This is a genomic window from Actinoplanes oblitus, from assembly GCF_030252345.1.
Lineage (GTDB): Bacteria > Actinomycetota > Actinomycetes > Mycobacteriales > Micromonosporaceae > Actinoplanes > Actinoplanes oblitus.
Genome location: NZ_CP126980.1, coordinates 1,992,889 through 2,010,604, shown reverse-complemented (window position 1 = coordinate 2,010,604; position 17,716 = coordinate 1,992,889). Strand labels below are relative to the sequence as shown.

General features: G+C 71.2%; 18 protein-coding genes. 6 read left to right on the top strand and 12 right to left on the bottom strand.

Annotation, left to right across the window (positions count from 1 at the left end):
- Positions 1 to 361 precede the first annotated feature (361 nt).
- On the bottom strand, positions 362 to 1,966 hold the full coding sequence (locus tag Actob_RS09225) for an ABC-F family ATP-binding cassette domain-containing protein (protein WP_284919639.1): 1,605 nt from the start codon (positions 1,964 to 1,966) through the stop codon (positions 362 to 364).
- 177 nt (positions 1,967 to 2,143) lie between these two features.
- Between Actob_RS09225 and ypfJ the strand changes: the two genes are divergently transcribed.
- Complete coding sequence (gene ypfJ, locus Actob_RS09220) at positions 2,144 to 3,073, top strand: KPN_02809 family neutral zinc metallopeptidase (protein WP_284919638.1); 930 nt, start codon at positions 2,144 to 2,146, stop codon at positions 3,071 to 3,073.
- Positions 3,074 to 3,182: 109 nt separating this feature from the next.
- Here ypfJ and Actob_RS09215 read toward each other — a convergent pair whose 3' ends face one another.
- Complete coding sequence (locus Actob_RS09215; RefSeq protein ID WP_284919637.1) at positions 3,183 to 3,815, bottom strand: acVLRF1 family peptidyl-tRNA hydrolase; 633 nt, start codon at positions 3,813 to 3,815, stop codon at positions 3,183 to 3,185.
- Positions 3,816 to 3,899: 84 nt separating this feature from the next.
- Between Actob_RS09215 and Actob_RS09210 the strand changes: the two genes are divergently transcribed.
- Positions 3,900 to 4,019, top strand: coding sequence for a DNA alkylation repair protein (locus Actob_RS09210; RefSeq protein WP_284922281.1), 120 nt, complete (start codon positions 3,900 to 3,902; stop codon positions 4,017 to 4,019).
- 241 nt (positions 4,020 to 4,260) lie between these two features.
- Here Actob_RS09210 and Actob_RS09205 read toward each other — a convergent pair whose 3' ends face one another.
- The gene (locus tag Actob_RS09205) at positions 4,261 to 4,863 is read right to left on the bottom strand and encodes a LysE family transporter (protein ID WP_284919636.1); all 603 of its coding nucleotides are present in this window, start codon (positions 4,861 to 4,863) and stop codon (positions 4,261 to 4,263) included.
- 307 nt (positions 4,864 to 5,170) lie between these two features.
- On the opposite strand from Actob_RS09205, the gene Actob_RS09200 reads away from it, so the two are divergent.
- From Actob_RS09200 to Actob_RS09190, 3 genes are all read left to right on the top strand, one after another.
- Positions 5,171 to 5,944 (top strand): histidine phosphatase family protein, encoded by a 774-nt coding sequence (locus Actob_RS09200; protein WP_284919635.1) that lies wholly within the window; start codon positions 5,171 to 5,173, stop codon positions 5,942 to 5,944.
- Between the two features lie 98 nt (positions 5,945 to 6,042).
- Entirely contained in the window at positions 6,043 to 7,287 is a 1,245-nt protein-coding gene (locus Actob_RS09195; RefSeq protein ID WP_284919634.1) for an MFS transporter, read from the top strand.
- A gap of 175 nt (positions 7,288 to 7,462) precedes the next feature.
- Entirely contained in the window at positions 7,463 to 9,022 is a 1,560-nt protein-coding gene (locus Actob_RS09190; protein WP_284919633.1) for a nucleotidyl transferase AbiEii/AbiGii toxin family protein, read from the top strand.
- 166 nt (positions 9,023 to 9,188) lie between these two features.
- On the opposite strand, the gene Actob_RS09185 is transcribed toward Actob_RS09190, so the two are convergent.
- The 9 genes from Actob_RS09185 to Actob_RS09145 form a co-directional block, all read right to left on the bottom strand.
- Positions 9,189 to 9,941, bottom strand: a complete 753-nt coding sequence (locus Actob_RS09185; RefSeq protein ID WP_284919632.1) for a maleylpyruvate isomerase family mycothiol-dependent enzyme — start codon at positions 9,939 to 9,941, stop codon at positions 9,189 to 9,191.
- A 74-nt stretch (positions 9,942 to 10,015) separates the two neighbouring features.
- Positions 10,016 to 10,471, bottom strand: coding sequence for a metal-sulfur cluster assembly factor (locus Actob_RS09180; protein WP_284919631.1), 456 nt, complete (start codon positions 10,469 to 10,471; stop codon positions 10,016 to 10,018).
- A complete protein-coding gene (gene sufU, locus Actob_RS09175; RefSeq protein ID WP_185040410.1) occupies positions 10,468 to 10,923 on the bottom strand; it encodes a Fe-S cluster assembly sulfur transfer protein SufU in 456 nt (151 codons plus the stop codon). Before sufU ends, Actob_RS09180 begins: the two co-directional genes overlap by 4 nt.
- Positions 10,923 to 12,152 carry a cysteine desulfurase gene (locus Actob_RS09170; protein WP_284919630.1) on the bottom strand — a complete coding sequence of 410 codons (1,230 nt, stop codon included), beginning with the start codon at positions 12,150 to 12,152 and terminating at the stop codon, positions 10,923 to 10,925. The genes sufU and Actob_RS09170 overlap by 1 nt, the downstream gene beginning before the upstream one ends.
- 14 nt (positions 12,153 to 12,166) lie before the next feature.
- Entirely contained in the window at positions 12,167 to 12,922 is a 756-nt protein-coding gene (sufC, locus tag Actob_RS09165) for a Fe-S cluster assembly ATPase SufC (RefSeq protein WP_284919629.1), read from the bottom strand.
- Positions 12,919 to 13,251, bottom strand: coding sequence for a Rieske (2Fe-2S) protein (locus Actob_RS09160; protein WP_284919628.1), 333 nt, complete (start codon positions 13,249 to 13,251; stop codon positions 12,919 to 12,921). Before Actob_RS09160 ends, sufC begins: the two co-directional genes overlap by 4 nt.
- Positions 13,248 to 14,375, bottom strand: coding sequence for a Fe-S cluster assembly protein SufD (gene sufD, locus Actob_RS09155; protein WP_284919627.1), 1,128 nt, complete (start codon positions 14,373 to 14,375; stop codon positions 13,248 to 13,250). The genes Actob_RS09160 and sufD overlap by 4 nt, the downstream gene beginning before the upstream one ends.
- A 38-nt stretch (positions 14,376 to 14,413) precedes the next feature.
- On the bottom strand, positions 14,414 to 15,835 hold the full coding sequence (gene sufB, locus Actob_RS09150) for a Fe-S cluster assembly protein SufB (RefSeq protein ID WP_284919626.1): 1,422 nt from the start codon (positions 15,833 to 15,835) through the stop codon (positions 14,414 to 14,416).
- Positions 15,828 to 16,583, bottom strand: coding sequence for a helix-turn-helix transcriptional regulator (locus tag Actob_RS09145; protein ID WP_407653587.1), 756 nt, complete (start codon positions 16,581 to 16,583; stop codon positions 15,828 to 15,830). Before Actob_RS09145 ends, sufB begins: the two co-directional genes overlap by 8 nt.
- A gap of 107 nt (positions 16,584 to 16,690) precedes the next feature.
- Between Actob_RS09145 and Actob_RS09140 the strand changes: the two genes are divergently transcribed.
- Positions 16,691 to 17,656 (top strand): COX15/CtaA family protein, encoded by a 966-nt coding sequence (locus tag Actob_RS09140; RefSeq protein ID WP_284919625.1) that lies wholly within the window; start codon positions 16,691 to 16,693, stop codon positions 17,654 to 17,656.
- Positions 17,657 to 17,716 lie beyond the last annotated feature (60 nt).

Below are 17,716 nucleotides of genomic sequence, written 5' to 3'. Positions count from 1 at the left end.
GCGTCGAAGAACGTGCCCATTTATTACTGTCAGGAACTTGACGGTTACCAAGTGCATCAATGTCAGACAGTTTGCTGACGTCGCCTGGAGCGGTATTTCCGGCGCGTCGACGGCGCACCGCCAGGCTCACCAAGACCATCGATCACCTGCAGAAACACTCGATCGAGGGGCACCCGCCGGGTACCGCCCGACCAGCCTGTGCACCGACTGTGCACACCCTGTGCGGGACGTCGGGCGCGTACGGGAGCAAGTCCGACCTGCCCGCAAACGCCCGAACATCGCACTGTCTGTGTGGGCACCAGTTGACAACTGACGATGCCGATGATCCTGGATCTCCGCGCCGCGCTCCCCAGGGTGCGGGCTAGGCCAGCTCGACGAGCTCCAGCAGGTCGTCGCTCCACGCGTCCTCGTCGCCGTCCGGCAGCAGGATCGCCCGGTCCGGCTTGAGCGCCTGCACACAGCCGGCGTCGTGGGTGACCAGCACGATGGCGCCCGGATAGTTGGCGATCGCGTCGAGCACCTGCTCCCGGCTGACCGGGTCGAGGTTGTTCGTCGGCTCGTCGAGCAGCAGCACGTTGGCGCCCGAGCAGACCAGGGTGGCCAGCGCCAGCCGGGTCTTCTCCCCGCCGGAGAGCACCCCGGCCGGCTTGTCCACGTCGTCGCCGGAGAACAGGAACGCGCCCAGGATCTTGCGCAGTTCGGTGTCGGTCTGCTCGGAGGCGGCACTGCGCATGTGGTCCAGGATCGACCGGTCCACGTCCAGTGTCTCGTGCTCCTGCGCGTAGTAGCCCAGCCGCAGCCCGTGCCCCGGGCGCACCTCGCCGGTGTCGGACTCCAGCAGGCCGCCGAGGATGCGCAGCAGCGTGGTCTTGCCGGCGCCGTTGAGGCCCAGGATGGCGACCCGGGAACCGCGGTCCACCGCCACGTCCACGTCCGCGAAGATCTCCAGCGACCCGTACGATTTCGACAGCCCGTGCGCCGTCAGCGGCGTCTTGCCGCACGGGGCGGGGCTGGGGAACCGGACTTTCGCCACCTTGTCGGAGGAGCGGACCTCTTCCAGGCCACCGAGCAGCTTCTCGGCCCGCTTCGCCATGTTCTGCGCGGCGACCGTCTTGGTGGCCTTGGCCCGCATCTTGTCGGCCTGGGCCAGCAGGGCGCCGGCCTTCTTCTCCGCGTTGGCCCGCTCCCGGCGGCGGCGGCGCTCGTCGGTCTCCCGCGCCTCCAGGTACGTCTTCCAGCCCATGTTGTACATGTCGACGACCGCGCGGTTGGCGTCGAGGTACCACACCTTGTTGACCGCGGCGTCGAGCAGCTCGACGTCGTGGCTGATCACGATGAGGCCGCCCTTGTGCTGCGCCATGTACCCCCGCAGCCAGGCGATCGAGTCCTGGTCGAGGTGGTTGGTCGGCTCGTCGAGCAGCAGGATGCCCTTGCCGTTCTGCCCGGAGTTGGCGAACAGGATGCGGGCCAGCTCGATGCGGCGGCGCTGACCGCCGGAGAGGGTGCCGATGGTCTGCGCCAGCGCGCGGTCCGGCAGGCCGAGGTTCGCACAGATGCGGGCGGCCTCGGCCTCGGCGCCGTAGCCACCGAGCGCGGCGAACTGGTCCTCCAGCTGACCGTAGCGCCGGACGAGTTTCTCGTCGGTGCTCTCCTCCAGCTGGATCTCGAGTTTCTGCATCTCGGCGAGGAGGCTGTCCAGCCCGCGGGCGGAGAGCACCCGGTCGCGACCCGTCACGTTCAGGTCGCCGGTGCGCGGGTCCTGCGGGAGGTAGCCGATCTCACTGGTCCGCTCGACCTGACCGGCGTAGGGCATCCCCTCGCCGGCCAGCACCTTCAGCGTGGTGGTCTTGCCGGCACCGTTGCGGCCGACCAGGCCGATCCGGTCGCCGGGCTGCACCCGCAGGGTGGTCGGGGACAGCAGGATGCGCGCGCCGGCGCGGAGTTCCAGTCCGGTGGCGGTGATCATTAAAGGCTTCTCGCTCTCGGGGATCGGGCTGACTCGGGGCGCAACTGGGAAATCGGCAGGTCAGCCTTCGCGGAGCAGCACCGGGCCATACTACCCGGGTGGCGGGAGCACCTCCCAACCGATTAGGCAGCAAGATCATCGGGTACACGCGGTGCAACCGTGGCGCAGGAGGACGGCATGGAACTCAATGAGAACGCCGAGATCGACACCAGTCAGGTGGAGGACGCCCGCGGATCGGGCGGCGGCGGAGGCGGCTTCGGCGGCCTGCCCATCCCGATTGGTGGCGGCGGCCTCACCGGGATCATCATCACCGTGCTGCTGGTGCTGGTCGGTGGCTACTTCGGGGTGAACAACCTGGGTGGTGGCGGCGGCTCGTCGAACAGCGACAACACCAACATCACCAACGAGTGCAAGCAGGGGGACGCGACCAAGCAGCTGGACTGCCGGAACGTGCTCTACATCAACTCCATCCAGGCGTACTGGGCCACCGAGCTGCCCAAGGCCTTCGACAAGCAGTACCAGAAGTCGGTCACGAAGATCTTCGCGAACCGGGTGAACACCGGCTGCGGCGCCGCCGACTCCGGTGTTGGCCCGTTCTACTGCCCGGCCGACAACAAGGTCTACATCGACCTGACCTTCTATCAGCAGCTGGCCAAGGAGCTGGGCGCGCCGGGCGAGTTCGCCCAGCCGTACGTGCTCGCCCACGAGTACGGTCACCACGTGCAGGACCTGCTCGGCACCGAGGCCAAGATGCGGCAGGCGCAACAGTCCGATCCGGACTCGGCCAACCTGCAGTCGGTCCGGCTGGAGCTGCAGGCCGACTGCTACGCCGGGGCCTGGGCGAAGGGCGCGACCGGCACCACCGACGCCAAGGGCAACAAGATCTTCAAGAGCCTGACCGACCAGGACATCCAGGAGGGCATCCAGACCGCCGGGCAGATCGGTGACGACACCCTGCAGCAGCGTGGCGGCGGTACGGTCAACCCGAAGGAGTTCACCCACGGCACGTCCGCGGACCGGCAGAAGTGGTTCCGGACCGGCTACGACTCGGGCGACCCGACCCGGTGCGACACGTTCGCGCCGGGCGCGGTGAACGAGGGCGACTGACCGCTCCGGCCCAGAGACATCCGGCCGCCGACCCGCACCTGGCGCGGGACGGCGGCCGGATCCGTCACGGCTCGCGGATCCGACGGATACCGCACGGCGGCCGGATCCGTCAGGGCTCGCGGATCAGGACGGGTACCGCGCGGGCCATCGCCACCGCCGCGACCAGCACGGCGTGCCGCGGCTCCGGGACCTCCAGCAACCGTCCGGCGCGCAGCGCTGCCACCGGCGCCAGCGCACGGTCGGCCAGGATCGCGTCGACAGCCGCCCGGTCGCCGCCGGTGACCAGCGCGGCGATCGCGCGTACCTCGGGAAGCAGCAACCGGCCCACGATCCCGGCACCGTCGGCGGCCGCCGCCTTGGCCTGGTTGTCCCGGCGGCGGGCGAAGCGCTGCTGCGACCAGCCGCCGGCCGCTGTCCGGCCCTGCACATAGTGGGTGTCCACCTTGGAGGCGACCAGCTCGGTCCCGTCCGCCACTCCGACCGCGACCGCGCCCTTGCGGGCCAGCAGCAGCCCCAGCCGGCGCGGCGCCCGCGCCTCGCGGATGAGCTCCGTCACACTCCCGGGATCCGCCACCCCGGGCGGCGCGTGCAGCGTCGCCTCCGCGCCGTCCGCCGCGACCAGCACCAGCCCGTTCTCCCGGTAGGCCCCGTGCCGGCCGGCGAAATTCTCCAGCCAGCGCGGCAGCCGCTCCGGGGCGACGTCCACCCATTTGCCGCCGCCGGCCGCCGCTCGTTCCGCCATTCCTGTCACACTACGGTGGCAGGATCCCGGGCATGACGGACAGGCTTCCCGAGACGCTGCTGGAGCGGCCTCGCCCGTGAGGCGATCGGCTGGGCCCCGCGCCACTGTGCCCGCACCGGCCCGGCGGCCGTCCGCGCCCGCCTCACCGCCGAGTCCGCCCGCCTGTCACCGCTGTCCGTCCGCGAGGCCGCCAAACACCTTTGAACCACGCTTTCGTACGCCTGCCCCGCCCCAGGCGCACCATCCCCGCCCGTGGCTGCCCGCGAGGCCGCCACCACTGACGGACCGCCCGGCGACCGCCGGGCTGAATCCCGGCGCAGCGCCCATGAGCGCTCCCCAGCCCGGTCCCGCTCCTCGCGGCCTTCGCCACCCGCTCGCGACGGCATCCCACGACGAGAGGCCACCGGCTCCACGAGCCGATGGCCTCAGCGACACATCCGATTCGTCAGGCGTCCAGGAGCAGCCGGACCGCCAGCACCGCGATCACCGCGCTCGACGTCAACGCCGTCACCAGCCGCCCCCTCGGCCCGGTCAGCAGCCGCCCGATCAGCGAGCCGCCCCCGGCGATCAGCAGTTGCCAGCTGGCCGACGCGAGGAACGCACCCAGCACGAACCAGATCCCGCCCCCGGCACCCCCGTTACCCAGCACCAGCGCCGCGAAATAGATCACCGTGGCCGGGTTGAGCAGGGTGAGCCCCAGAATCCCGGCGTACGCCCGCCACGCCGTGGTCGGCCGCTCGTCGCGCGCACCGGAACCCGGCCCGCGGATCGCGCCCCAGGCGGTCCACCCGGCCAGCGCCAGCAGCACCACCGCGCCGGCCCAGCGCAGCGGCCCGGCGATCGGCGCGATCATCCCGGCGACGGCGGCTCCCCCGGCCACCGCGACGGTGGCGTAGATCCCGTCCGCCGTGGCCGCGCCCATCCCGGCCGCCGCACCGACCCGCAGCGACGTGCGCGCGCTCAGCCCCGCGATCAGCGCCCCGATCGCGCCGACCGGCACCGCGATCCCGTAGCCGGCGACCACGCCGGCCAGGAACGGGGCGCTCACGACCGCTGCTTCGGCACCGCCGTTTCCCGGACGGCCGTCTGCTGTCGGCCGGCCCGTTCGGCCGCGGCGACAGGTTCGGCGAGGAAGGCGGTCAGCTCGATCACGCCGCCATCATCCCCATCCGGCACTCCCCCGGGCCAGCTAATTTCCCGGCCGGCGTCACCCACGGCCCAGCTCGGCCAGGACCGCCGCACAGGTGCTGTCGATCCGTCCCTCGACGCTGGTCACCACCCGCCGATCAGGTCCCGGACCCGGTCGATGTCCAGGGCCAGCCTCAGCGGATGTCCCTCGGCGAACCGCCGGGCGAGTGGACTTCCCCGACCCGGCCGGCCCGTTCAGCACGATCAACCTCGGCACCGCGTGGATGCTGGAGGTTAATGTCCAGATCATGGGTGTGGTCGCCGAACTGATCCTGATCCGGCACGGGCAGAGCCTGGCCAACGTGGCCTTCGCCGCCGCCGACGAGCAGGACCTGCTGGAGATCGAGGTGAGCGGCCGGGACGCCGAGGTGCCCCTCACCGACCTGGGCGTCGAGCAGGCCGAAGCGGTCGGCGCCTGGCTGGCCGCGCTGCCCGCGGACCGCCGCCCCGAGGTGGTGGTCACCTCGCCGTACCTGCGGGCGCGGGAGACCTGGCGGATCGCCGCCGACGCCGCCGGTGTCCCGCTGCCCCGCCCCCGTACCGATGATCGTCTCGTCGACCGGCTCCTCGGCGATCTGGAAATGCTCACCCGGGCCGCCGTGGCGGCCCGGTTCCCGGGCGAGGCGGCCCGGCTCGCCGAGGCCGGCCTGTACGAATACCGGCCACCCGGCGGCGAGTCGTTCGCCGACATGCGGATCCGGCTGTCGTCCTTTCTGGAGGATCTGCACCGGGAGCACCCGGATCGGCGCGTGGTCGTGGTCGCGCACGACGCTGTGGTGCTGATGGCCCGGGCCGTTCTGGAGAATCTCGACTGGGCCGGCGTCGCCGCCGTGGAGGAATCCGCGGGCAGCGTCCGGAACGCCTCGATCAGCCGATTCCGGTCGGACGGCGGGAACGCGCTGGAACTCGATCGCTACAACGTGATCGATCACCTGTCGTAGCGTCCGACCAACCGGGGAAAACACATCGACAGCTGTCTTCCGAGAATTCTTTTCGGTGGATAAGTTGGGTCGATGCCCTCCCGATCTCTGGATAAGCGGTGAGGCGCGGGCTGGCCGGCCTGCTCGCGGCCGAGGCGATCTCCCTGCTGGGCAGCCGGATCACCTTCGTGGCACTGCCCTGGCTGGTTTTGACCAGCACCGGTTCGGCCCTCCTGGCCGGGCTCGCCGGTTTCGCCGAGATGCTCCCGTACGTGCTGGCCGGCCTGCTCGGCGGCCCGATCGTCGACCGGGTCGGGCCGCGGCCGACGGCGGTGGCCGCCGACGCCGCCAGCCTGCTCGCGGTGAGCGGCATCCCGATCCTGACCAGCACCGAGACGGTGCCGTACCACACGCTGCTCGGCCTGATCGCCCTCGCCGGCGCGCTGCGCGGCTTCGGCGACACCGCCAAACGCGCCCTGCTGCCCCGGGTGATCGCCGACGCCGGGTTGAGCACCGAGCGCGGCACCACCCTGTACGACGGGATCAGCCGGGTCGCCACGCTGCTCGGCCTGCCACTGGCCGGGCTGCTGGTGGCCGCGATCGGCCCGGCCCGGGTGCTGCTGGTCGACGCGGCCACGTTCGGCCTGTGCGCACTGTTGATCACGGCCTTCGTCCGGGCCGGTTCCACCGGCCATCACCCCGCCGAGGACGAGGAGGGCGGCTACGCGGCGGCCCTGCGCTCCGGTTTCCGGTACGTCCGGCAGGACCGTCTGATCATCGGGATCATGTCGATGCTGTTCGCCACGAATCTCTTCGACCAGGCCTACGCCACCGTGTTCGTCCCGGTCTGGGTGCGCGAGAGCCCGCACGGGCCGGCCGCCCTGGGCGTGCTGGGCAGCGCCTTCGGCGCCGGCGCGGTGACCGGCAACCTGCTCTGGACGGTGCTCGCCCCGCGCCTGCCGCGCCGCACCACCTTCGCCGTCTGCTTCCTGGCCGGCGGTCCCGCGCAGCTGTTCGCCCTGGCCCTGACCGACCGATTATGGCTGGTCCTGGCGGTGGCCGCGCTGGCCGGCGCGCTGATGTCGACGATCAATCCGATCCTGCTGGCCGCCGTCTACGAGCGCATCCCGGTCCGCGTCCAGGGCCGCGTGATGAGCGTCCTGATCGCCTTCTCCTGGGCCGGCATCCCCCTCGGCGGCGTCCTGGGCGGCTGGGCGGCCGACGACCTCGGCCTGCGCACCGGCGCCCTGCTCGCCGGCATCGGCTACCTGACCGTCACCCTCGCCCCGTTCCTCTTCTCGGTCTGGCGCTCTCTCGACGAGCACCGAACCGCCCCCGCCAAGGCCCTGGTCACCGCCAAGTGACCGGGTCACCGCATGCCGATCTCCCAGTCTCGGCACGCCGGCCCGCCCCGCGACATCGGGCCCGAGGCGGCTGATCGGCCCCGCCGGGGCGTTGAAGGTTTCCACGACCGGATCCCATGCTCGGGGATCGATAAATGGCCGGGAAATGTCGGCCACCCTGGCTACCCTGACCGCCGTGAAGGAGATATCGGGGAACTTCGAGACGCACCTGACGGTCTATCCCGGGCAGGCCGACGGCCTGGCCGCGTTCGCCGCCGAGCACGGTGCCGAGTTCCTGCACATCGAGCTGGACCGCGGCACGACCAGGTCCCAGCCGATGCTCACCCTGCGCGGCAGCGGCACGCTCACCGAGCAGCTGGCCATCGTGCGGGACTGGTGCCACTGGCTGCGGGTGGCCGGGATGGATCCGATCCGCAGCAAGATCGAGGCCGCTCCGTGGGCCGACGGCGTGCCGGGTTCCGACGAGGCCGCCCGCAAGGAGCCGGCCCATCGGTATTTCGAGCACCACGTCAAGCTGCGCCTGCCCGCCCGGGTGGCCGACCTGATCGCGATCACCGACCTGGTCGAGCCGCACGGCGCCCGCCTCTCGCGCAACGCGCGGAAGCGCTCCGCCGACGGCACCGAGACCCGCTTCGTGAACCAGCGCTGTTCCCGGGTCGGCCGGGACACCGCGTCGCGGCGCCTGGACCGGCTGGTCAGCAGCCTGCGAGAGGCCGGCCACGAGGTCGTCTCGGTCGAGCAGGAGTATGTCGTGCACGACGACAACCTGCGACTCGACGACGGCTGGCTGCCCCGGGCCACGACCGCCACCGCCGGGCAGGCGCTCGAGCTCGACCGGGTCGCCCCGCGGCGCAACGACGGCTTCCCGGACACCTATCGGCCGGTGCCCGGCACCCGGCAGGGCCTGGTCTTCGATCCGGCGCTCAAGCAGCACGACGACGCGTACCGGGCCGGCGAGCCGATCTTCCGCAATCCCCGCGAGGGGGAGCGCTGGCGGGCCGCCCGCCGCGCCGCGCTGGACCACGTCCTCGGCGTGCTGGCCGGCGGGCACTGGAGCCGGCACCTGGTGCTGCGCGGCAGTGTGACCATGCCGGCCTGGGCCGGCGCGGCCGCCCGCGAGCCCGGTGACCTGGACTTCGTGGTCATCCCGGCCGCTGTCGCCAGTGACAGCCCGCAGGCCTGGGCGCTGCTCGACGGCATCGTCGCCGAGCTGGCCGCGCGGCCCGGCGCCGGCCTGCGCCCGGACCGGGTCCAGCAGTCGGCGATCTGGACCTACGAGCGGGCCGACGGCCGCCGCCTGGTCATCCCGTTCACCGGGCCGCGGATCCCGGAGGGCATCGTGCAGGTCGACATCGTGTTCGGCGAGGAGCTGCCGATCCCGCCCGAGCCGATCACCCTGCCCGGCCAGGAGCGGCCGATCCTGGCCGCCACCGCCGGGCTGTCGCTGGCCTGGAAACTGCTGTGGCTCGCCACCGACGGCTATCCGCAGGGCAAGGACCTGTACGACGCGGTGCTGCTCGCCGAGCGGACCACCGTCGACCTGGCGCTGGTCCGTGACCTGATGCGCCCGGAGCTGGGCGACGAGGCCGACCGGTTCACCGCGGAGTCGGTGCTGCACTGGCCGGACATCCAGTGGGACAACTTCTTCCGGGAGTACCCGGAGCTGGTCACCGAGCCGCACGAGCTGCCGTGGCTGCGCCGGCTCGCGGTGGCGCTGGATCGCGCCTGGGGATAGGTCCCGTCCCGGGGCCGCCGCACTCCCCCGCGATCCACGAGACCGGAGCTAACCCGTGTGTCGGAGTCCGACCGGGGCTGCGGCGTGGCCCAGAGCGCGCCTGGCAGCGTCCGCGACACTCTGGACCTCGCCTCGCACTCGGCCGGACTCCGAAACACGGGCACAGCTAGCGCGGCGTCCAGTCGCGGAGTTGGGCGGCGACCTCGCGGTCGCCGTCGATCCGGACGGCGTCCAGCGGGATCCGGCGATACAGCAGCAGCACCAGGTCACTGGCGGTGCCCTGGACCCGGGTGACCGGCTCGCCGCTGGCCGCCGGGTCGGCGGTGGCGCCGGACGGGGACAGGTCGACGGTCCACGACGGCCCCTCGATCGCCTGGTACTGCACCCGGGCCGGGCGGTGCGGCCAGGGGCCCAGCGAACCCAGCCCGGTGGCGAGGAACTCGTGGACGCCGTCGACGGCCACCGCGGCCGGCAGCGGCTCCGGCCGGCCCAGCGACACGCCGGCGTCGTAGGCGTGCACCGCCGCCTCCTGCACCTGGTGCCGGGCCACCGCGCCGGCGGTGTGCGGCGCCGCCGTCGCCGGCCACCACGCCCAGCAGGGCGCCTCCGGGCCGGCGGCGCGCAGCGCGGCGCCCAGCATCCGGGTCGACTCGGCGGACCAGTCCAGCAGCTCGCCGTCCGGGACGGGGCCGCCGGGCCGCTCCCGGGACGGCGGGCCGGACGGGTCCGCCTCGGTCACCGCCGTCGCCCAGAACCGCTGCACCTCGCCGACGTGGGCGAGCAGGTCACGCAGCGTCCAGCCGGGGCAGCCCGGCACCCGGACGGCGGGGTCGGGCGCCGCGGCGACGGCCTCGCGCAGGGCCGCCGAGCGCTCCTCGACCAGCGCGACCAGCTCGGGGAAGGGCGACGTCGAAGTCATGTCCGGTTTCTACCACCGGCACGTGACAAAAGGGCGGCGCGCTCGGTGCGCACCGCCCTTATGACGTACGAAAATCAGACGTTGAAGCCCAGCGCCCGCAGCTGCTCGCGCCCGTCGTCGGTGATCTTGTCGGGGCCCCACGGCGGCAGCCACACCCAGTTGATCCGGAAGTCCTGGACCAGGCCGCCGCCCGGCCCGGTGGTCAGCGCCTGCCGGGTCTGGTCCTCGATCACGTCGGTCAGCGGGCAGGCCGCCGAGGTCAGCGTCATGTCCAGGGTGGCCAGGTTGTCGTCGTCGACGTGCACGCCGTACACCAGGCCGAGGTCGACGACGTTGATCCCGAGCTCGGGGTCGACGACGTCCTTCATCGCCTCTTCGATGTCGTCGACCGAGGCCTTCTTGGTCACCGCCGGCTTCTCCGCCGCCTCGGACACGCTGGCCTCGGGAACCTCGACTGCCTCACCGGCCTCCGCGGCCGCGGCACGCTCCTCGGCGAGCCAGGCGGGAACCTCGTCGGTCTTGTCGGTCATGCCTTCACCTCCGGGCTCGCGCCCACGTCGACGCCGGCACGCGCCGCGGCGTCCTTGAATGCCATCCACGGCAGCAGGGCACACTTCACCCGGGCGGGGAATTTCGCCACGCCGGCGAAGGCGATCCCGTCGCCGAGCACGTCCTCGTCGGGTTCCACCTGGCCGCGGCTCTGCATCAGCTCCACGAACGCGTGGTGGATCTCGGCGGCGTCGTGCCGGTCCTTGCCCTGCAGCAGCTCGTGCAGCACCGAGGCGGACGCCTGGCTGATCGAGCAGCCCAGACCGTCGTACGAGATCTCGGAGAGGTCCGAGCTGACTCGTACGGTGATCTCGTCGCCGCAGGTCGGGTTGACGTGGTGCGCCTCCCCGTCAAAGGGGTCACGCAGCCCACGCCCGTGCGGGTTCTTGTAGTGGTCCAGGATGATCTCCTGGTACAGCCCGTCGAGCATCATCAGCCGAACACCTTCCGGACCTGGTCGAGACCGCGCGCCAGGGCGTCGATCTCCTCCGTGGTCGTGTAGAGGTAGAAGGAGGCCCGGGTCATCGCCGGCACCGCGAAGCGTACGCAGACCGGCCGGGCGCAGTGGTGGCCGACCCGGACCTCGACGCCGAGCGCGTCCAGGATCTGCCCCACGTCGTGCGGGTGTACCCCGTCCACCCCGAACGACACCGTCCCGCCGCGGCCTTCGGGTTCCGCCGGACCGAAGATCCGGACGCCGGGGACGGCGGAGAGCTGCTCCAGCGCGTACGCGGTGATCTCCTGCTCGTGCTGGTGGATGTTCGCCATCCCCAGCGCGCTCAGGTAGTCCACAGCGGCGCCCAGCCCGATCGCCTGGGTGATCGGCGGGGTGCCGGCCTCGAAGCGGGCGGGCGGCGGCGCGTACGTCGTCCTGGCCATCGTGACGGTCTCGATCATCGAGCCGCCGGCCAGGAACGGCGGCATCTCCGCGAGCAGGTCGTACCGGCCCCACAGCACGCCGATGCCGGTCGGGCCGAGCATCTTGTGGCCGGTGAACGCGATGAAGTCGACACCCAGCTCGCGCACGTCGATCGGCAGGTGCGGCACTGACTGCGACGCGTCCAGCATGACCAGCGCGCCGACCTGACGGGCCCGCTCGACCAGCCGGGTCACGTCGTTGATGGTGCCGAGCACGTTGGACATGTGCACGACCGAGACGAGCTTGGTGCGCTCGTTGATCAGGTCGTCCAGCTGGGACTCGTCAAGCCGGCCGTCGTCGGTGATGCCGAACCAGCGCAGCGTGGCGCCGGTCCGCTCACAGAGCAGCTGCCAGGGCACCAGGTTGGAGTGGTGCTCCATCTCGGAGATCACGATCTCGTCGCCCGGTTTCAGCGCGAGCAGCTGGCCGGCCGCGTGCGCGACCAGGTTGATCGCCTCGGTGGAGTTCTTGGTGAACACCACCTCGTCCGGGGTGCCCGCGCCGATGAACGCGGCGATCTTGGCGCGGGCGGCCTCGTAGAGCTCGGTCGACTCGGTGCCCAGGGTGTGCACCGAGCGCGACACGTTGCCGTTGTGCTTCTCCTGGTGCAGGCGCATGACGTCGAGCACCTGCACCGGCTTCTGCGAGGTGTTGGCGCTGTCCAGGTAGACCAGCGGGTGGCCGTTCACCTCCCGGTCGAAGATCGGGAAGTCCTTGCGCACCCGCGCGACGTCAAAAGTCATCTTCGACTCCAGTCTCAGGCGTGGACGAACTTCTTGTAGCCCTCGGCCTCGAGACGCTCGCCCAGCTCCGGGCCGCCCTCCTCGACGATCCGGCCGCCGACGAAGACGTGCACGAAGTCCGGCTTGATGTAGCGCAGGATCCGCGTGTAGTGCGTGATCAGCAGGAAGCCGGTCTCGCCGGTGGCCCGCACCCGGTTCACGCCCTCGGAGACGACCTGCAGCGCGTCGATGTCGAGGCCGGAGTCGGTCTCGTCGAGGATCGCCATCTTCGGCTTGAGCAGTTCGAGCTGCATGATCTCGTGCCGCTTCTTCTCACCGCCGGAGAAGCCCTCGTTGACGTTGCGCTGGGCGAACGCCGGGTCCATCTGGAGCTTCTCCATGGCGCCGCGCAGCTCGCCGGCCCAGGTGCGCAGTTTCGGCGCCTCGCCGTCGATGGCGGTCTTCGCGGTACGCAGGAAGTTGGCCACCGAGACGCCGGGGACCTCGACCGGGTACTGCATCGCCAGGAAGAGGCCGGCGCGGGCGCGCTCGTCCACGGTCAGCGCGAGCACGTCCTGGCCGTCCAGGGTCACCGAGCCGCCGGTGATCTCGTACTTCGGGTGGCCGGCGATGGAGTAGGCCAGGGTGGACTTGCCCGAGCCGTTCGGGCCCATGATGGCGTGCGTCTCGCCCGACTTGATGGTGAGGTCGACCCCGGCCAGGATCGGCTTCAGCTCGCCATCGGGCAGCTTCACCGAAACCTGCAGGTCGCGGATCTCCAGGGTGCTCACGGCTCTACTCCATTACTCGGTGTCGTCGAAACGTAGATGTCTCCGTCGCGGATCTCGACGGGGTAGACCGCCACCGGGTCGATGGCGGGTGGTCCAGAGGGCTCACCGGTACGCAGGTCGAAGCGCGAGCCGTGCAGCCAGCACTCCAGCGTGCACCCGTCGACCTCGCCCTCGGAGAGGGCCACCGAGGCGTGGCTGCACTCGTCCCGGACCGCGTAGAAGTTGTCGTCGTCGGCGTGCACGACAGCGATCTCGACGCCGTCGACCTCCACCTGGAGGGACGTGCCCTTCGCGATCCCGGACGCCGGCCCGATGTTCTCGAACGTCACTGACCGGCCTCGACCAGCCGGGCCTCGATCGCGTCGCCGAGCCGCTCGCGCAGCTCCTCGACCGGGATCTTGTTGATCAGCTCGGCGAAGAAGCCGCGGACCACCAGCTTGCGCGCCTCACCCTCGGGGATGCCGCGGGCCATCAGGTAGAACAGCTGCTCGTCGTCGAACCGGCCGGTCGCGCTGGCGTGCCCGGCGCCGGCCACCTCGCCGGTCTCGATCTCCAGGTTGGGAACCGAGTCGGCACGGGCGCCGTCGGTCAGCACCAGGTTCCGGTTGATCTCGTACGTGTCGGTGCCGGTGGCGGTGGCCCGGATCAGCACGTCGCCGACCCAGACGGTGTGCGCCGACTTGCCCTGCAGCGCACCCCGGTAACCGACGTAGCTGCGGCAGTCCGGCACCGAGTGGTCGACCAGCTGGCGGTGCTCCTGGTGCTGACCCGCGTCGGCGAAGTACAGCCCCCAGAGCTCGGCGTCGCCACCGCGGCCGGTGTAGTCCACGCTGGTGAACTGGCGGACCAGGTCGCCGCCCAGGGTCACCTGGAGGTGCTGCACCCGGGCGTCCTTGCCGACCCGGAACTTCACGTGCTGGGCCTGCACCGCGTCGTGGTCCCACTCGGCGAGCGTCACGAAGGTGAGCTGGGCACTGTCGCCGATGATCACCTCGATGTTGTCGGCCAGGGTGACGGTGCCGGTCTGCTGGAGCACGACGGTGGCCTTGGCGAAGTTGCCGACCTTGACCACGGTGCGCGCGGCCGCGGCCTCGCCGCCCTTGCCGACCAGCCGGATCACGGCCGCCTCGGCGGGCACGGCCTCGGCCGCCACCTCGATCACGGTGATGCCGGCGGCCGAGCCGTAGGCCAGGGCGCTGATCCGGTCGAACGGGGTGAGCACCGGGTCGACGTCGTCGGCGGTGGAGACCGTCACGCCGGCCGGCAGGTCGGCATACTCCACCGACGGGGCCGCGCCGTTCAGCGACGTGGCCTTGACCAGGTCACGCAGCCGCTTGAGCGGGGTGAAACGCCACTCCTCCTCCAGGCCGGTCAGGGCCGGGAAGTCGGCGACGTCGAAGGAGCGCAGCACCTGCGACTTGGTGCTCGGCGGGGCGATGGCCTCGGTAGTCATTTCGTCCTTATGTCCGCTTCTTGCGATGGCCGGGCTGATTAACCCACGGCCCCTTCCATCTGCAGCTCGATCAGGCGGTTCAGCTCCAGCGCGTACTCCATCGGGAGCTCCTTGGCGATCGGCTCGATAAAGCCGCGCACGATCATCGCCATCGCCTCGTCCTCGGTCAGGCCCCGGCTCATCAGGTAGAAGAGCTGGTCCTCGCTGACCTTGGAGACGGTCGCCTCGTGCCCCATGTTCACGTCGTCCTCGCGGATGTCCACGTACGGGTACGTGTCCGACCGGGAGACCGTGTCGACCAGCAGCGCGTCGCACTTGACGGTGCTCTTCGAGTACGACGAGCCCTCCAGCACCTGCACCAGGCCCCGGTACGACGTGCGGCCGCCGCCCCGGGCGATCGACTTCGACACGATGGTCGAGGACGTGTACGGCGCGGCGTGCACCATCTTGGCCCCGGAGTCCTGGTGCTGACCCTCGCCGGCCATCGCGATCGAGAGCACCTCGCCCTTGGCGTGCGGGCCGGTCATGTAGACGGCCGGGTACTTCATCGTCACCTTGGAGCCGATGTTGCCGTCGATCCACTCCATGGTCGCGCCCTCCTCGCAGGTGGCGCGCTTGGTGACCAGGTTGTAGACGTTGTTCGACCAGTTCTGGATGGTCGTGTACCGCACCCGGGCGTTCTTCTTCACGATGATCTCGACGACCGCGGAGTGCAGCGAGTCGGACGAGTAGATCGGCGCGGTGCAGCCCTCGACGTAGTGCACGTAGCTGCCCTCGTCGGCGATGATCAGGGTCCGCTCGAACTGGCCCATGTTCTCCGTGTTGATCCGGAAGTAGGCCTGCAGCGGGATGTCGACGTGCACACCCTTCGGCACGTAGATGAACGAGCCGCCCGACCAGACGCTGGTGTTCAGCGCGGCGAACTTGTTGTCGCCGACCGGGATCACCGTGCCGAAGTACTCCTTGAAGATGTCCTCGTGCTGCTTCAGCGCCGTGTCGGTGTCGAGGAACAGGACGCCCTGCTGCTCGAGGTCCTCACGGATCGCGTGGTAGACGACCTCGGACTCGTACTGCGCGGCGACGCCGGCGACCAGGCGCTGCTTCTCCGCCTCCGGGATGCCGAGCTTGTCGTAGGTCGCCTTGATGTCCTCCGGCAGGTCCTCCCAGGAAGCGGCCTGCTTCTCGGTGGAGCGCACGAAGTACTTGATGTTCTGGAAGTCGATGCCGGTGAGGTCGGCGCCCCAGTTCGGCATCGGCTTGCGGTCGAACAGGCGCAGGCCCTTGAGGCGCAGGTCGAGCATCCACTGGGGCTCGCTCTTCAGCGCGGAGATGTTGCGCACCACAGCCTCGGACAGACCGCGCTGCGCGGCGGCGCCCGCGACGTCGGCGTCGGCCCAGCCGTACTCATACTTGCCGAGCGCGGCCAGATGCTCTTCCTGAGTGACGATCTGGTCAGTCATGACTATCTGTCCTAACCGTGGTGGCGGTGGTGTGCGCGCGGCTGGGGATGTGCGTGGTGCACACCCCGTCGCCGTGCGCGATGGTGGCGAGGCGCTGCACGTGGGTGCCGATGAGCCGGGAGATGACTTCGGTCTCGGCGTCGCACAGCTGAGGGAACTCGGCAGCCACGTGGGCCACCGGGCAGTGGTGCTGGCACAACTGCCCGCCGGACGCGATCGTGGTCGCGCTGGCAGCGTAGCCCTCGGCGGTCAGCGCGTCGGCGAGCGCCTCCGCCCGGGTGATCGGATCGGCGCCGGCCTCCCGCAGGGCCGTGCGGCAGCGATCCTCCAGGGCCTGGATCTGCGATCCGGCGAACGCGGTGACCGCCTCCGGCCCGTTGTGCTGAGCGATCCAGCGCAGGGCCGCGGCGGCGATGTTGTCATAGTGGTGCGGGAAACTCTCCCGGGCGGCGGCGGTGAGCACGAACGCCTTGGCCGGGCGGCCACGGCCGCGCGGGCCGGTGCGGCGCACCTCGCGGGTCTCGACGAGCGCGTCGGACAGCATCGCGTCCAGGTGCTTGCGGATCGCCGCGGGGCTCAGGCCCAGGCAGGCGCCGAGCTCGGCCGCGGTGGCCGCGCCACGCTCCAGCAGCAGCTGGGCGACCCGGTCCCGGGTGCGGCCGTCCGACGGGGTGGCTGTCGCCACACCGTCCGACGGGGTGGCTGTCGCCACCGCACCGTCGTCGCCGAGCCGCACCTGGTTTTTCACTACGCCAACGTTACGTATTTCCTCGGGCACCCGCAAACCGGTCCCCGGGTGATCCATCACACCGGCCACCAGGGACGCGTCCATTCAAGATCAAATTCGAGCGTACGATGCCACGGGTGAAGTCCTTCGAGCCGCTCTACCGCCCGTTCGCCACCTGGTTGCGCCCCTTGGCCCTCGCGTCCCTGGTCGCCAACGTCGTGCTGATCGTCACGGGCGCGGCGGTCCGGCTCACCGACTCCGGGCTGGGCTGCCCGACCTGGCCCCGGTGCACCGACGCGTCCTACACGACGACGTCCGCGATGGGCGTGCACGGCATGATCGAGTTCGGCAACCGGCTGCTCACCTTCGTGCTGGCCGGCCTGGCCATCGCCTGTTTCCTGGGCGCCCTGGGCCGGCCCCGGCGGCAGTCCCTGGTCCGGCTGTCGGTGCTGGTCGGCCTGGGCATCCCGATGCAGGGCGTGCTCGGCGGCATCACCGTGCTGACCCACCTCAACCCGTGGGTCGTCGGCCTGCACTTCCTGCTCTCCATCGCGCTGATCACGCTGGCCTACGCGTTCTGGCGGCGGATCGGCGAGGGCGACGGCGACCCGCGCCCGCTGGTCCCGGCCCCGCTGCGCACCCTGGCCCGGGTGACCGCGCTCGCCAGCCTTGCCGTCGTCGCGGCCGGCGTGGTGGTCACCGGCAGCGGCCCGCACTCCGGCGACCGCGGCGCCAAGCGCAACGGCCTCGACCCGGCGGCCGTCTCCCAGGTCCACGCCGACCTGGTCTTCCTGCTGATCGGCCTCTCGATGGCGGTGTGGTTCGCCCTCCGCGCGGTGTCCGCCCCACCGGCCGCGGTCCGCGCCGCGCTGATCCTGGTCGCGGTCGAGCTGGGACAGGGTCTGATCGGCTTCGTGCAGTACTTCACCCACCTCCCGGTCCTCCTGGTCGCCGCACACATGCTCGGCGCCGGCCTGGTCTGGTGGGCCACCCTCGGGGTCCTGTGGTCGTTGCGCGAACGCCCCACCCACACGCCGGCCGACCCGGCGCCGGCCTCCCCCTCGCCGGCCGAAGAGCCGGTACCCGCCGCCTGACCCCGCCCGGGCTCACGGCGTCACCCGCTCTCACCACCTCACCCGCGCCCACCGTCTCGC

What these genes read in the sequence shown, in the direction of transcription:
- sufU (WP_185040410.1), bottom strand. Translation starts at nt 10,923, where the DNA reads ATGATGCTCGACGGGCTGTACCAGGAGATCATCCTGGACCACTACAAG.
- ypfJ (WP_284919638.1), top strand. Translation starts at nt 2,144, where the DNA reads ATGGAACTCAATGAGAACGCCGAGATCGACACCAGTCAGGTGGAGGAC.
- Actob_RS09225 (WP_284919639.1), bottom strand. Translation starts at nt 1,966, where the DNA reads ATGATCACCGCCACCGGACTGGAACTCCGCGCCGGCGCGCGCATCCTG.
- Actob_RS09180 (WP_284919631.1), bottom strand. Translation starts at nt 10,471, where the DNA reads ATGACCGACAAGACCGACGAGGTTCCCGCCTGGCTCGCCGAGGAGCGT.
- Actob_RS09215 (WP_284919637.1), bottom strand. Translation starts at nt 3,815, where the DNA reads ATGGCGGAACGAGCGGCGGCCGGCGGCGGCAAATGGGTGGACGTCGCC.
- Actob_RS09185 (WP_284919632.1), bottom strand. Translation starts at nt 9,941, where the DNA reads ATGACTTCGACGTCGCCCTTCCCCGAGCTGGTCGCGCTGGTCGAGGAG.
- Actob_RS09140 (WP_284919625.1), top strand. Translation starts at nt 16,691, where the DNA reads ATGCCACGGGTGAAGTCCTTCGAGCCGCTCTACCGCCCGTTCGCCACC.
- sufB (WP_284919626.1), bottom strand. Translation starts at nt 15,835, where the DNA reads ATGACTGACCAGATCGTCACTCAGGAAGAGCATCTGGCCGCGCTCGGC.
- Actob_RS09170 (WP_284919630.1), bottom strand. Translation starts at nt 12,152, where the DNA reads ATGACTTTTGACGTCGCGCGGGTGCGCAAGGACTTCCCGATCTTCGAC.
- sufD (WP_284919627.1), bottom strand. Translation starts at nt 14,375, where the DNA reads ATGACTACCGAGGCCATCGCCCCGCCGAGCACCAAGTCGCAGGTGCTG.